This window comes from Janthinobacterium sp. SUN211 (genome assembly GCF_030587315.1).
GTDB classification, from domain to species: domain Bacteria; phylum Pseudomonadota; class Gammaproteobacteria; order Burkholderiales; family Burkholderiaceae_D; genus Janthinobacterium; species Janthinobacterium kumbetense.
In genome coordinates, this window is record NZ_JAPWIC010000002.1 from 936,234 (window position 1) to 950,593 (window position 14,360).

The following is a 14,360-nucleotide window of genomic DNA, read 5'->3' on the forward strand; positions in this document are numbered from 1 at the left end:
GGTGGTGGTCTGCAGGGGAGGGCGGCTTGGCGTACAATCGCCGTTTTCCCTTGAGAGAGTTCCGCCATGCGTGCAGTTGCCATCAGCCAGCCAGGTCCCGCCGACGTTTTGCAGATCGCGGAACGTCCCATGCCGCAATATAAGGCGGGCGAACTGCTGATCAAGGTGCACGCGGCCGGCATCAACCGTCCCGACGTGCTGCAGCGCCTGGGCAAGTATGCGCCGCCCGCCGGCGCGTCCGACTTGCCGGGCCTGGAAGTGGCGGGCGAAGTCGTCGATGGCGATTTTACCAATACCGGATTCAAGAAGGGCGACCTGGTCTGCGCGCTGGTGCAGGGCGGCGGCTATGCCGAATACTGCGCCGCCCCAAGCGGCCAGTGCCTGCCCTTGCCGCAAGGCTTGACGGCGCTGGAAGGCGCGTCCCTGCCGGAAAATTTCTTTACCGTCTGGAGCAATGTCTTCGACCGCTGCGCGCTGGCCGATGGCGAAACGTTACTGGTGCAGGGTGGCACGTCCGGCATCGGCGTGACGGCCATCCAGCTGGCGGCCGCCCTGGGGCATCGCGTGTTCGCCACGGCGGGCAGCGACGAGAAGGCGCGCGCCTGCGAGGCGCTGGGCGCCGAACGGGGTATCAACTACCGCACGGAAGATTTCGTCGCCGTCGTCAAGGAATTGACCGGTGGCAAAGGCGTCGACGTCATTCTCGACATGGTGGGCGGCGACTACCTGCCGCGCGAAATCGATTGCCTGGCCGACGATGGTCGCATCGGCCTGATCGCCGTGCAGGGCGGCACCAAGGCGGAACTGGACCTGGGTAGCTTGCTGCGCCGCCGCCTGACGGTGACGGGTTCCACCCTGCGTCCCCGTTCCGTCGCCTTCAAGGCCGCCATCGCCAGCCATTTGCGCGAGACCGTCTGGCCGCTGATCGAGGCAGGCAAGATCAAGCCCGTGATCTATCAAACTTTCCCGTTGGAAAAAGCCAACGAGGCGCATGCCTTGATGGAAGCGAGCACGCACGTGGGCAAGATCATGTTGCAAGTTGCCTGAAACGGGGCACTGCCTGTTTGACCGGCATCGGTGCCGGAGTTAGAATGACGGGTTATTAGAATTTAGGCTACTATGCGTCGCAAACTCGTCGTCGGAAATTGGAAAATGAACGGCAGTCGCACCTCGAACGCGGTGTTATTGTCTGAAATAGTTGCTGGCCTGGCTGCCTCTGGCGCCGCCAGCGCCGTCTGTGTGCCTGCGCCGTATCTGGCGCAGTGCCAGGCGCAATTGGCAGGCACGGCTCTGGGCTGGGGCGCGCAGGATGTGTCCGCGCACGCCGGCGGCGCCTACACGGGAGAAATCTCGACCGCCATGCTGCAGGATTTTGGCTGCGGCTACGTGGTGATCGGGCATTCCGAGCGCCGCGCCTACCATGGCGAGAGCGATGCGCAGGTGGCGGCCAAGACGGTTGCGGCGCTGGCGGCGGGCATCACGCCCATCGTCTGCATCGGCGAAACTCTGGCGCAGCGCGAAGCGGGCCAGACCAATGCCGTGGTGGCGCAGCAACTGGGCGCCGTGCTGGTGGCGATTTCCGCCGACGACGTGGCGAAACTGGTGCTGGCCTATGAGCCAGTCTGGGCCATCGGCACGGGCAAGACCGCCACGCCGCAAATGGCGCAGGACGTGCATCAGGTATTGCGCGCCCAGCTGGTGGCAAAGAATGCGGTAGCGGCCGCCGGCGTGCAAATCCTGTACGGCGGCAGCATGAAGCCGGAGAACGCGAAAGAATTGATGGCGATGCCGGATATCGATGGCGGTCTGATCGGTGGAGCAGCATTGAAGGCGGCGGATTTCCTGGCAATTATTCACGCCGCTGATTGAATTAATTTAAACTAAGAATGGAATTGCAATGAACATGATGTTCAATCTGGTAGTGGTAGTACAGGTTATTTCGGCATTGTCGATTATCGCGCTGGTGTTGTTGCAGCACGGTAAGGGCGCCGACATGGGTGCCGCCTTCGGTTCGGGCGCCTCGGGCAGCCTGTTCGGTGCGACGGGTTCGTCGAACTTCATGTCGAAATCGACGGGCGTTGCCGCCGCGATCTTCTTCGGCGCCACCCTGGCCCTGTCGCTGATGGCGAATCAACGCGCCACCACGGTCGGCGGCGGCGTGATGGATAAAGTCGTCAAGCCAGTGCCGGTCACCGGTGCGGGCGCGATCCCGACGACGGTGCCAGCAGCAGCTCCGGCTGCCAGCGCTCCGGCAGCGGCGGCTCCGGTTGCCAGCACCCCGGCCGGCGCGATTCCGAAGTAATTCTGTATCAGCTCGATACCTCATCGAGAGTAATTCTCATTACGGGCAGATTATTGCTCAATGTTTTAGCAGTGCGGCAGGAAAAAATCGTGGCGCGCTGGAAGATGTAAAAATTTATCGTTTTTATCTGTGTTTTGATGCATTTGTGCATTAACTTTAGCGGCAAAGCAGAGTAGAATACGGGCCTTACCGCCGACGTGGTGAAATTGGTAGACACGCTATCTTGAGGGGGTAGTGGCGAAAGCTGTACGAGTTCGAGTCTCGTCGTCGGCACCAGAAATCAGAAGCCAGCAACGGCGCACGAGCCATGGCTCGTACAAAGTTGCTGGCTTTTTTTACGAGGATGTGTCGTTCGATCCTGGTCTTAGCTTTGATTGGGGTCGTGCGTTAGATACGCTGCAAATGATCGCAGCGTCCTCATTTAACCGATCGTTCAATATAAGCTCATCAATCGTGAACCTCGAAAATTACTTCCCCGTCCTGCTGTTCATTATTATCGGCCTTGGTGTCGGTATCGCTCCCCAGCTCCTGGGGCGCCTGTTAGGCCCTAACAAGCCCGACGCAGCAAAACTCTCCCCGTACGAATGTGGCTTTGAAGCATTCGAAGACGCGCGCATGAAATTTGATGTGCGCTACTATCTGGTCGCAATCCTGTTTATTTTGTTCGATCTGGAAACGGCATTCTTTTTCCCATGGGGCGTTGCAATGCGCGACCTGGGCTGGGCCGGTTTCGTCACGATGATGGTGTTCATCGCTGAATTCGTGGTCGGATTTTGGTACATTTGGAAGAAAGGTGCCCTTGACTGGGAATAAGCCATGGCTATTGAAGGCGTATTAAGCGAAGGTTTCATCACCACCTCGGCCGACAAGCTGATCAACTGGGCGCGCACCGGGTCTATGTTCCCGATGACGTTCGGTCTGGCCTGCTGTGCGGTCGAAATGATGCATGTGGGCGCAGCCCGCTACGATATGGACCGTTTCGGCGTCGTGTTTCGTCCGTCGCCGCGTCAGTCCGACGTCATGATCGTTGCCGGCACCCTGTGCAACAAGATGGCGCCGGCCCTGCGCAAGGTCTACGACCAGATGGCAGAGCCACGCTGGGTCATCTCGATGGGTTCCTGCGCCAATGGCGGCGGGTACTACCATTACTCCTATTCCGTGGTGCGCGGTTGCGACCGCATCGTGCCCGTCGACGTGTATGTGCCTGGCTGTCCTCCGACCGCTGAAGCCTTGCTGTACGGCATCATGCAGTTGCAGAACAAGATCAAGCGTACCAGCACGATCGCACGCTAACGGGGCCGCTTCAGATTATGACAACACATTTAGAAGTATTGCAAAACGCCCTCGGCACTGCCCTGGGCGATCGCGTTAGCACGACGGTTGCGCTGGGCGAAGTCACCCTGGTCGTCAAGGCCGAGGACTACCTGGCCGTGATGCTGACCCTGCGCGACGATCCGGCCCTGCATTTCGAGCAATTGCTCGACCTGTGCGGCGTCGACTACTCGACCTATGGCGACGGTAGCTGGGATGGCCTGCGTTTCGCGGCCGTTTCGCACTTGCTGTCGGTTAAGCACAACTGGCGCGTGCGCGTGCGCGTGTTCGCACCGGACGACGACATGCCGCTGCTGCCCTCCGTGGTCGGCATCTGGCGCGCCGTCAACTGGTACGAGCGCGAAGCATTCGACCTGCTGGGCATCCTCTTCGAAGGCCACAACGACTTGCGCCGCCTGCTGACCGACTACGGTTTCATCGGCCATCCGTTCCGCAAGGATTTCCCCGTCTCCGGCTATGTCGAGATGCGCTACGATCCGGAACAAAAGCGCGTGATTTACCAGCCCGTGACGATCGAGCCGCGGGAAAACGTGCCGCGCGTGATCCGCGAAGAACATTACGGGATGAAATAATGGCTGAGATTAAGAACTACACCCTGAACTTTGGGCCGCAGCATCCGGCCGCGCACGGTGTGCTGCGCCTGGTGCTGGAGATGGATGGCGAAGTCATCCAGCGCGCCGACCCGCATATCGGCCTGCTGCACCGCGCTACCGAAAAGCTGGCCGAACAGAAGACCTACCTGCAATCCGTGCCGTACATGGACCGTCTCGACTATGTGTCGATGATGTGCAATGAACATGCGTACGTGATGGCCATCGAAAAGATGCTGGGCCTGGAAGTGCCGCTGCGCGCGCAATACATCCGCGTCATGTTCGACGAGATGACGCGTATCCTGAACCACCTGATGTGGCTCGGCACCCACGCGCTGGACGTCGGCGCCATGGGCCCGTTCCTGTATTGCTTCCGCGACCGCGAAGACTTGTTCGACGCCTACGAGGCGGTATCGGGTGCGCGCATGCACGCGGCCTACTACCGTCCGGGCGGCGTGTACCGCGACTTGCCGGATGCGATGCCGCAGCACAAGGCGTCGATCATCCGCAACGCCAAGGCCATCGGCAAGCTGAACGAAAACCGCCAGGGCTCCCTGCTGGACTTCATCGAAGACTTCGCGCGCCGTTTCCCGAATTCCGTGGACGAGTACGAAACCTTGCTGACCGACAACCGTATCTGGAAACAGCGTACCGTCGGCATCGGCGTGGTCTCGCCGGAAGATGCGCTGGCCATGGGCTTCACGGGCGCCATGCTGCGCGGCTCGGGCGTGCAGTGGGATTTGCGCAAGAAACAGCCGTACGAAGTGTACGACTTGATGGACTTCGACATTCCTATCGGCACCAACGGCGATTGCTACGACCGCTACCTGGTCCGCGTGGAAGAGCTACGCCAGTCGAACCGCATCATCAAGCAATGCGTGGAGTGGCTGCGCAACAATGAAGGTCCTGTCATGACCAGCAACCGCAAGGTGGCGCCTCCGGGCCGCGTCGACATGAAGACCAACATGGAATCGCTGATTCACCACTTCAAGCTGTTCACGGAAGGTTTCCACGTGCCGCCAGGCGAGGCCTACAGCGCCGTGGAACATCCGAAGGGCGAGTTCGGCGTGTACCTGGTGTCCGATGGCGCCAACAAGCCGTACCGCATGAAACTGCGCGCGCCAGACTACGCCCACTTGCAGTCGCTCGACGAGATGGCGCGTGGGCACATGCTTGCCGACGCCGTGACCATCATCGGGACGCAAGATATCGTGTTCGGCAGTATTGACCGCTAAGAGGCAAAAAGTATGTTGTTATCAGAGCAATGCTATAAGAAAATTGACCGCGAGCTGGCCAAGTACCCGGCCGACCAGCGTCAGTCGGCCGTCATGGCCGCGCTGGCCCATGCCCAGGATGAACTGGGCTGGCTGGCGCCAGAAACCATGAAGGAACTGGCCGATTACATCGGCATGCCGGCGATTGCCGTGCAGGAAGTGGCCACGTTCTACAATATGTACAACGTGAAACCCGTGGGCAAGCACAAGATCACCGTGTGCACCAACCTGCCATGCGCCCTGTCGGGCGGCGTGCGCGCTGCAGACTACCTGAAGCAGAAACTGGGTATCGATTTCCGCGAAACCACCGCAGACGGCCAGTTCACCCTGGTTGAAGGCGAGTGCATGGGTGCTTGCGGCGATGCGCCTGTCTTGCTGGTCAGTAATAAAACCATGTGCAGCTGGATGTCGAACGAGAAAATCGACGCCATGCTGGAGGAACTCAAGAAATGACGTCACTCCACAACCGCCATATCGATCCATTGATCCTGAAGGATCTGGATGGCAAGAACTGGCATTTGCAAGATTATGTGAACCGCGGCGGCTATAGCGCCCTGCGGCGTATCCTGGAAGAGAAAATCACGCCGGAACAGATCATCGCCGACCTTAAGGCTTCGTCCTTGCGCGGCCGTGGCGGCGCGGGTTTCCCTACCGGCTTGAAGTGGAGCTTCATGCCGCGCCAGTTCCCGGGTCAAAAATACCTCGTCTGCAATACAGATGAAGGCGAACCGGGCACTTTCAAGGACCGCGACATCATTCGTTACAATCCCCATGCGCTGATCGAAGGCATGGCCATTGGCGCTTATGCGATGGGCATCACCGTCGGCTATAACTATATCCACGGTGAAATCTTCCAGGAATACCTGCGTTTCGAAGAAGCGCTGGAAGAGGCGCGCGCCGCCGGTTTCCTGGGTGACAAGATCATGGGTAGCGAGTTCTCGTTCCAGTTGCATGCGCACCATGGTTATGGCGCCTACATCTGCGGCGAAGAAACGGCCCTGCTGGAGTCGCTGGAAGGCAAGAAAGGCCAGCCGCGCTTCAAGCCGCCTTTCCCAGCCTCGTTTGGCCTGTACGGCAAGCCGACGACGATCAACAACACGGAAACCTTCGCGGCCGTGCCATTCGTGCTGAACATTGGTCCAGAGAAATACCTGGCGATGGGCAAGCCGAACAACGGCGGTTCGAAGATCTTCTCGATCTCGGGCGACGTGGAAAAACCGGGCAACTACGAAGTGCCGCTCGGCACCCCGTTTGCGACCCTGCTGGAACTGGCAGGCGGCATGCGCGGTGGCAAAAAGATCAAGGCCGTGATCCCTGGCGGTTCGTCCGCTCCGGTGATCCGCGGCGACATCATGATGCAGACCGACCTGGACTATGACTCGATCGCGAAAGCCGGTTCGATGTTGGGTTCGGGCGCCGTCATCGTGATGGACGAAACACGCTGCATGGTAAAGGCGCTGGAACGCCTGTCCTACTTCTACTTTGAAGAATCGTGCGGCCAGTGTACGCCTTGCCGTGAAGGCACAGGCTGGATGTACCGCATGGTGCACCGCATCGAGCAGGGGCAGGGTCGTCCAGACGACCTGGACATGCTCAACTCGATCGCCGACAACATCCAGGGCCGCACCATTTGCGCGCTGGGCGATGCGGCTGCCATGCCGGTACGGGCCTTCATTAAGAATTTCCGTGAAGAATTTGAATATCATATCGAGCACAAGCATTGCTTAGTGCCCGCATATATCTAAGCTGCGTCAGGTAACGATCACCATGGTTGAAATCGAAATAGACGGCAAAAAAGTCGAAGTCCCTGCTGGTAGCATGGTGATGGACGCCGCCAACAAATTGGGAACCTACATTCCGCACTTCTGCTATCACAAGAAATTGTCGATCGCAGCGAACTGCCGCATGTGCCTGGTCGAAGTGGAAAAGGCGCCCAAGCCTTTGCCCGCTTGTGCGACCCCGGTCAGTGCCGGCATGATCGTGCGCTCCGCCAGCGATAAAGCTGTGCAGGCGCAAAAGTCGGTCATGGAATTCTTGCTGATTAACCACCCGCTCGATTGCCCTATCTGCGATCAGGGCGGCGAGTGCCAGTTGCAAGACTTGGCAGTGGGCTACGGCAAGAGCGAATCGCGCTACAAGGAAGACAAGCGCGTCGTGCAGCCGAAGGAAGCCGGTCCGCTGGTGTCCATGCAGGAAATGTCGCGCTGCATCCAGTGCACCCGTTGCGTACGCTTTGGCCAGGAAGTGGCCGGCGTGATGGAACTGGGCATGATCGGCCGCGGCGAACACTCGGAAATCGTGTCCTTCGTGGGCCAGACGGTCGACTCCGAACTGTCGGGCAACATGATCGACCTGTGCCCGGTCGGCGCACTGACCTCGAAGCCGTTCCGCTACAGCGCCCGTACGTGGGAACTGTCGCGCCGCAAATCGGTCAGCCCGCATGACGGCCTGGGCGCGAACCTGATCGTGCAAGTGAAAGCTGGCAAGGTCAAGCGCGTATTGCCGCTGGAAAACGAAGCCGTCAACGAGTGCTGGATTTCGGACAAGGACCGTTTCTCGTACGAAGCGCTGGACAGTGCCGAACGCCTGACTTCCCCGATGCTGAAACAAGGCAACGAGTGGAAAGAAGTCGATTGGCAAACGGCACTGGAATACGTGGCGCACGGTTTGAAAAATATCAAGCACGAGCATGGCGCCGACGCCATCGCCGCGCTGGCAACGCCGCATTCGACGGTCGAAGAGCTGGTCCTGCTGCAGAAAGTCGTCCACGGTCTCGGTTCCGAGCACGTCGACTTCCGCCTGCGCCAGACCGACTTCGCGCTCGACGCGTCCGTCAAACCTTGGCTGGGCATGCCGATCAACGAATTTGGCCAGATCAAGCGCGCCTTCGTCATCGGCTCGTTCCTGCGCAAGGATCACCCATTGCTGGCCACGCGTCTGCGCGCGTCCGTCAAGGGCGGCGCCAAGCTGTCGATCCTGCACGCGTCCGACGATGATCAATTGATCACCATCGCCAACAAGATGATCGTCGCGCCTGGCGATTGGCTGGCGGCCTTGTCGGAAGTGGTCGTTGCTGTTGCTAAAGCGAAAGAAATCGCCGCACCAGCCGGTTTCGAAGCGGTGAGCGCTTCGGACGTGGCCGTCGCGATTGCCGCCAGCCTGATGGCCGGCGACAACGGCGCCGTGCTGCTGGGTAATGCGGCAACGCAACACCCGCAAGCGTCGCAACTGCATGCTGCCGCGCAATGGATCGCCGAACAGACGGGCGCCAAGCTCGGTTACCTGACGGAAGCTGCCAACACGGTTGGCGCGCACCTGGTCGCCAAGCCGCGCGCCAACGTGCAAGCTGCGTTTGCCGTGCCGAAGAAAGCCTACGTGCTGCTGCACGCCGAGCCGGAACTCGATGCCGCCAATCCACAAGCGGCCCGCGCCGCCCTGGATGGCGCCGACATGGTCGTGGCCATGTCCGCATTCAAGCACGGCATGGATTACGCCGACGTCTTGCTGCCGATCGCCCCGTTCGCTGAAACCTCGGGCACCTTCGTCAATTGCGAAGGCCGCGCGCAAAGCTTCAACGGCACCGTGAAACCGCTGGCCGATACCCGTCCAGCCTGGAAAGTGCTGCGCGTCCTGGGCAACATCCTGGGCCTGGCCGGTTTCGACTACGACACGTCCGAAGCGATCCGCGACGAAGCGTTTGGCGCCGGTGTGACCGATTTGTCGGCACAGCTGAACAACATCGCCAAGAACGCCCCGGAAGCGGCCTCGTATGCACCGGCTTCACCAAAGCTGCAACGCATCGCCGACGTGCCGATCTACTTCGCCGACGCGCTGGTACGCCGCTCCGAACCGCTGCTGCGCACGGTCGATGGCGCCGCGCCGCAAGCGCACCTGTCCCTGGCGCTGGCTGACAAGCTGGGCATCAAGGCGGGCGACAAGGTCAAAGTGGCGCAAGGCTCCGGCAGCGTCATCCTGGTGGCGGCAATCCATGCCGGCCTGCCAGCCAATGTGGTGAAAGTGTCGGCGGCGCATGCCTCGACGGCTAGCCTGGGCGGCATGTTCGGTGACATCACAGTTGAAACAGCAGAGGGGAAAATCTGATGGCTCTGCCTGAATTTGTAAACGTCATCAACAGCAGCGGCCAGGATTTGCTGGGCGGCTCCTGGCCGTTCTTCTGGACCCTGATCAAGATCCTGTGCGTGCTGTTGCCGCTGATGGGCCTGGTTGCCTACCTGACCTTGTGGGAACGCAAGCTGATCGGCTGGATCCAGATCCGCGTCGGTCCGAACCGCGTGGGTCCTTTGGGCTTGCTGCAACCGATCGCCGATGCGCTGAAACTCTTGTTCAAAGAGATCATCATCCCGTCCAAGGCCGCCAAGGGCCTGTTCGTGATCGGCCCGATCATGACCATCATGCCGGCCCTGGCCGCCTGGTCGGTCGTGCCGTTCGGCCCGCAAGCCGTACTGGCCAACGTCAACGCAGGCTTGCTGATGCTGCTGGCGATTACCTCGATGGAAGTCTACGGCATCATCATCGCCGGCTGGGCCTCGAACTCGAAGTACTCGTTCATGGGCGCCATGCGCGCTTCGGCACAGATGATTTCGTATGAAATCCCGATGGGCTTCGTGATGGTCATCGTGCTGATGGTCTCGGGCAGCCTGAACTTCATCGACATCGTCGGCGGCCAGCAAATCGGCTTCTTCGCCGACAAGGGCGTGAACTTCCTGTCGTGGAACTGGTTGCCGCTGCTGCCGATGTTCGTCATCTACCTGGTGTCGGGCCTGGCTGAAGCCAACCGTCACCCGTTCGACGTCGTCGAAGGCGAGTCGGAAATCGTGGCCGGCCACATGGTCGAGTACTCGGGCATGGCCTACGCCATGTTCATGCTGGCCGAATACGCCAACATGATCCTGATCGGCGCCCTGGCTTCGATCATGTTCCTCGGTGGCTGGTCCGCACCATTTGCTTTCCTTGAGTTCTGGGGTGGTTTCGGCGGCTTCTTCTGGTTGTTCGCCAAGACCTTCTTCATCGTGTCGGTGTTCATCTGGGTACGCGGTACTTTCCCACGCTACCGTTATGACCAGATCATGCGCCTCGGCTGGAAAGTGTTTATCCCGTTGACGCTGGTCTACCTGGTCTTCGTCGCTGCCTGGATGCAGACATCCTGGAATATTTGGAAGTAAGAGAGTGCATACGAATGGATAAGGTAAAAGATTTCTTCAGCAGCCTCTTGTTAGGCGAGCTGATCAAGGGCATGGCGTTGACAGGCAAGTACATGTTTTCGCGCAAGATCACGGTGCAATTCCCGGAAGAGAAGACACCGATCTCGCCGCGTTTCCGTGGCTTGCACGCGCTGCGCCGCTACCCGAACGGCGAGGAACGTTGCATCGCCTGCAAACTGTGCGAAGCGGTTTGCCCGGCGATGGCCATCACGATCGAATCGGAACAGCGTGACGACGGCTCGCGCCGCACCACGCGTTACGATATTGATTTGACCAAGTGCATCTTCTGCGGTTTCTGCGAAGAGTCCTGCCCGGTCGATTCGATCGTCGAGACGCAAATCCTGGAATACCACGGCGAGAAACGCGGGGATTTGTATTACACGAAAGAGATGTTGCTGGCCGTAGGTGATCGTTATGAAAATGACATCGCCGCTGCGCGCGCCGCCGACGCACCTTATCGCTGATGGATGCGCCGCAGCTGACCAGCTGCGGCGCGCCCCTCGTTCATCTGTACGTCTATTGGGTTTTTTATGGACTTTAAAACAATTTTGTTTTACGCCTTCGCGCTGATCTTGATTCTGGCAGCGACGCGCGTCATCACGGCCCGTAATCCGGTCCACGCAGTACTGTTCCTGGTACTGTCCTTCTTCTCCGCAGCGGGCATCTGGATGCTGCTGCAAGCTGAATTCCTGGCCATCGTGCTGGTATTGGTGTATGTCGGCGCCGTGATGGTGCTGTTCCTCTTCGTGGTCATGATGCTCGATATCAATATCGACCGCATGCGCGAAGGTTTCTGGGGCTATCTGCCTTTGTCGGTGACGGTGGGCGTGATCATCGTGCTGGAAATGGCCGCTGTCCTGTGGCACGGTTTCCGCAACTTTGCGCCTAGCATCGCTCCGGTGAACGTCAACCTGGGCGGCACCAAGGAACTGGGCCTGCTGATCTACACGAAATATGTGTTCGCCTTCGAGATCGCTGCCGTCGTGCTGCTGGTGGCCATCGTTGCCGCGGTCGCACTGACTTTGCGCAAACGCAAGGACACCAAGCATTTTGCTCCAGGCGATGCGGTACGCGTCAAGCGCAACGACCGCCTGAAGATCATCAAGATGGACGCGGTCGTCGAGCGTCCTGCGGCTGAGCCGGAAGTTAAGGAGGCACCATGACATTATCGCTCACACATTTTCTGGTCCTGGGCGCGATCCTGTTCGCAATCTCGATCGTCGGTATTTTCCTGAACCGCAAGAACATCATCGTATTGCTGATGGCAATCGAATTGATGCTGCTGGCGGTGAATATGAATTTCATCGCGTTCTCCCATTTCATGGGCGACGCGGCCGGTCAGATCTTCGTTTTCTTCATCCTGACGGTTGCCGCCGCTGAGTCGGCTATCGGTCTGGCTATTCTGGTGGTGATGTTCCGTAATCTGGATACCATCAACGTCGAAGACCTGGACAGCCTCAAAGGCTGATGTTTTTCAGACTCGATCTCTCGAATAATAACGATTAAGGTTCATCATGGCGGGGCAACTCCTCAACCCTAACCTCCTTCTTGCCGTACCGCTGGCGCCGCTGGCCGGTGCCGCGATTGCAGGCTTGCTTGGCACCCAGTTCCTGGGTAATTTGGTCGGACGCAAGACGTCGCATACCGCGACGATCCTGGGCGTACTGATTGCGTTCATCCTGTCCGTGCAGACATTGCTGGCAGTGATGGATGGCGCGACATTCAATGGCACGATCTATAACTGGATGACGATCGGCACCCTGAAGATGGAAGTGGGCTTCCAGATCGATTCGCTGTCGGCGATGATGATGTGCGTGGTCACCTTCGTCTCCCTGATGGTGCACATTTACACGATCGGCTACATGAAGGATGACGAAGGCTACAACCGCTTCTTCGCCTACATCTCGCTGTTCACGTTCTCGATGTTGATGCTGGTCATGGCCAACAACTTCCTGCAACTGTTCTTCGGTTGGGAAGCAGTGGGCCTGGTCTCTTACCTGCTGATCGGTTTCTGGTACCAGCGTCCAACGGCCATCGTGGCCAACATGAAGGCTTTCCTCGTCAACCGCGTGGGCGACTTCGGCTTCATCCTGGGCATCGGCCTGCTGCTGGCCTACGCCGGCACCATGAACTACCAGGAAGTGTTCGCCAAGAAAGACGAACTGGCACTGCTGAGCTTGCCAGGTACCGACTGGGCCCTGCTGACCGTTGCCTGCATCTGCCTGTTCATCGGCGCGATGGGCAAGTCGGCGCAGTTCCCGCTGCACGTGTGGCTGCCTGACTCGATGGAAGGTCCTACCCCGATTTCGGCACTGATCCACGCCGCGACGATGGTGACGGCCGGTATCTTCATGGTTTCGCGCATGTCGCCGCTGTTCGAACTGTCCGACACGGCACTGTCCTTCATCCTGGTGATCGGCTCCATCACGGCGCTGTTCATGGGCTTCCTGGGCATCATCCAGAACGACATCAAGCGCGTCGTCGCTTACTCGACCCTGTCGCAGCTCGGTTACATGACCGTGGCGCTGGGTTCGTCCGCGTACTCCGTGGCCGTGTTCCACCTGATGACGCACGCATTCTTCAAGGCACTGCTGTTCCTGGGCGCCGGTTCCGTCATCATCGGCATGCACCATGACCAGGACATCCGCAACATGGGCGGCCTGCGCAAATACATGCCAATCACGTGGATCACGTCCCTGGTCGGTTCGCTGGCCCTGATCGGCACGCCGCTGTTCTCCGGTTTCTACTCGAAAGACAGCATCATCGAAGCCGTCGAAGCGACGCACATCTGGGGCGCTGGCTTTGCCCAGTTCGCCGTGCTGGCTGGCGTGTTCGTTACCGCCTTCTACTCGTTCCGCATGTATTTCCTCGTCTTCCACGGCAAGGAACGTTTCGGCCAGGCGCATGCGCACGGTCACGATGACCATCACGCACCGAAAGCGGCCCATGGCGCGCACGGCGATGCACATGACGACCACCACGAAGAAGAGGAAGACGACCACGGCCACCATGGCCTGGAACCTGGCCAGAAGCCGCATGAATCGCCGTTCGTCGTGTGGTTCCCGCTGGTGATGCTCGCGATCCCATCGCTGATCATCGGTTACCTGACGATCGGCCCGATGCTGCATGGCGATTTCTTCAAGGGCGTGATCTTCGTTGGCGAAAACCATCCAGCAATGGAAGAGTTGTCGCATGAATTCCACGGCGCAATGGCGATGGCGATCCACGGCCTGTCGACGGCACCGTTCTGGCTGGCATTGTCCGGCGTGGTGGCAGCCTACTACTGCTACATGGTCAACCCGCGTGTGCCGGCCTGGTTCTTTGCCAAGTTCCACGCGATCCACACCCTGCTGGACAACAAGTACTACATGGACAAGTTCAATGAAGTCGTGTTCGCCGGCGGTGCCCGCTTGCTGGGTAATGGCCTGTGGAACTTCGGTGACAAGAAGCTGATCGATGGCCTGCTGGTCAACGGTAGCGCCAAGGTCGTCGCCTGGCTGTCCTCGCTGTCGCGAGTGTTGCAGACCGGCTACATCTATCACTATGCATTCGTGATGATCCTGGGCGTGCTGGGCTTCCTGATCTATTTCCTGCCATTCTGGCCCGCTAAGTAAGCTGACCTGATAAAAGAATACTGAGA

General features: G+C 59.3%; 15 protein-coding genes and 1 tRNA gene. All 16 read left to right on the plus strand.

Translation table 11 applies throughout. The annotated features are described in order from the left end of the window. Positions 1-66 precede the first annotated feature (66 nt). The 16 genes from O3301_RS09970 (at position 67) to nuoL (ending at position 14,334) form a co-directional block, all read left to right on the plus strand. Complete coding sequence (locus tag O3301_RS09970; RefSeq protein ID WP_305056260.1) at positions 67-1,047, plus strand: NAD(P)H-quinone oxidoreductase; 981 nt, start codon at positions 67-69, stop codon at positions 1,045-1,047. Between the two features lie 72 nt (positions 1,048-1,119). Then, entirely contained in the window at positions 1,120-1,869 is a 750-nt protein-coding gene (tpiA, locus tag O3301_RS09975; RefSeq protein ID WP_305056261.1) for a triose-phosphate isomerase, read from the plus strand. A gap of 28 nt (positions 1,870-1,897) precedes the next feature. Further along, entirely contained in the window at positions 1,898-2,302 is a 405-nt protein-coding gene (secG, locus tag O3301_RS09980; protein WP_034749996.1) for a preprotein translocase subunit SecG, read from the plus strand. Between the two features lie 191 nt (positions 2,303-2,493). Next, positions 2,494-2,578: transfer RNA gene (locus O3301_RS09985), tRNA-Leu, on the plus strand. Between the two features lie 177 nt (positions 2,579-2,755). Beyond that, positions 2,756-3,115 carry an NADH-quinone oxidoreductase subunit A gene (locus tag O3301_RS09990; RefSeq protein ID WP_010399734.1) on the plus strand — a complete coding sequence of 120 codons (360 nt, stop codon included), beginning with the start codon at positions 2,756-2,758 and terminating at the stop codon, positions 3,113-3,115. 3 nt (positions 3,116-3,118) lie between these two features. After that, entirely contained in the window at positions 3,119-3,595 is a 477-nt protein-coding gene (locus O3301_RS09995) for an NADH-quinone oxidoreductase subunit B family protein (protein ID WP_010399733.1), read from the plus strand. A gap of 17 nt (positions 3,596-3,612) precedes the next feature. Next, positions 3,613-4,206, plus strand: coding sequence for an NADH-quinone oxidoreductase subunit C (locus O3301_RS10000; protein ID WP_289898458.1), 594 nt, complete (start codon positions 3,613-3,615; stop codon positions 4,204-4,206). Next, a complete protein-coding gene (locus O3301_RS10005) occupies positions 4,206-5,459 on the plus strand; it encodes an NADH-quinone oxidoreductase subunit D (RefSeq protein ID WP_034749992.1) in 1,254 nt (417 codons plus the stop codon). The genes O3301_RS10000 and O3301_RS10005 overlap by 1 nt, the downstream gene beginning before the upstream one ends. Before the next feature lie 12 nt (positions 5,460-5,471). Beyond that, positions 5,472-5,951, plus strand: a complete 480-nt coding sequence (gene nuoE, locus O3301_RS10010; protein ID WP_034749989.1) for an NADH-quinone oxidoreductase subunit NuoE — start codon at positions 5,472-5,474, stop codon at positions 5,949-5,951. Beyond that, on the plus strand, positions 5,948-7,243 hold the full coding sequence (gene nuoF / locus O3301_RS10015) for an NADH-quinone oxidoreductase subunit NuoF (protein WP_010399729.1): 1,296 nt from the start codon (positions 5,948-5,950) through the stop codon (positions 7,241-7,243). The genes nuoE and nuoF overlap by 4 nt, the downstream gene beginning before the upstream one ends. A 22-nt stretch (positions 7,244-7,265) precedes the next feature. Beyond that, positions 7,266-9,599 carry an NADH-quinone oxidoreductase subunit NuoG gene (gene nuoG, locus O3301_RS10020; protein WP_305056262.1) on the plus strand — a complete coding sequence of 778 codons (2,334 nt, stop codon included), beginning with the start codon at positions 7,266-7,268 and terminating at the stop codon, positions 9,597-9,599. Further along, the gene (nuoH, locus tag O3301_RS10025; protein ID WP_071076363.1) at positions 9,599-10,681 is read left to right on the plus strand and encodes an NADH-quinone oxidoreductase subunit NuoH; all 1,083 of its coding nucleotides are present in this window, start codon (positions 9,599-9,601) and stop codon (positions 10,679-10,681) included. Before nuoG ends, nuoH begins: the two co-directional genes overlap by 1 nt. A gap of 14 nt (positions 10,682-10,695) precedes the next feature. Beyond that, positions 10,696-11,184, plus strand: coding sequence for an NADH-quinone oxidoreductase subunit NuoI (gene nuoI, locus O3301_RS10030; protein ID WP_010399726.1), 489 nt, complete (start codon positions 10,696-10,698; stop codon positions 11,182-11,184). Between the two features lie 66 nt (positions 11,185-11,250). Further along, on the plus strand, positions 11,251-11,883 hold the full coding sequence (locus O3301_RS10035) for an NADH-quinone oxidoreductase subunit J (protein WP_034779507.1): 633 nt from the start codon (positions 11,251-11,253) through the stop codon (positions 11,881-11,883). Continuing rightward, entirely contained in the window at positions 11,880-12,188 is a 309-nt protein-coding gene (gene nuoK / locus O3301_RS10040) for an NADH-quinone oxidoreductase subunit NuoK (protein WP_010399724.1), read from the plus strand. Before O3301_RS10035 ends, nuoK begins: the two co-directional genes overlap by 4 nt. A gap of 46 nt (positions 12,189-12,234) precedes the next feature. Then, positions 12,235-14,334 carry an NADH-quinone oxidoreductase subunit L gene (gene nuoL, locus O3301_RS10045; protein ID WP_305056263.1) on the plus strand — a complete coding sequence of 700 codons (2,100 nt, stop codon included), beginning with the start codon at positions 12,235-12,237 and terminating at the stop codon, positions 14,332-14,334. Positions 14,335-14,360 lie beyond the last annotated feature (26 nt).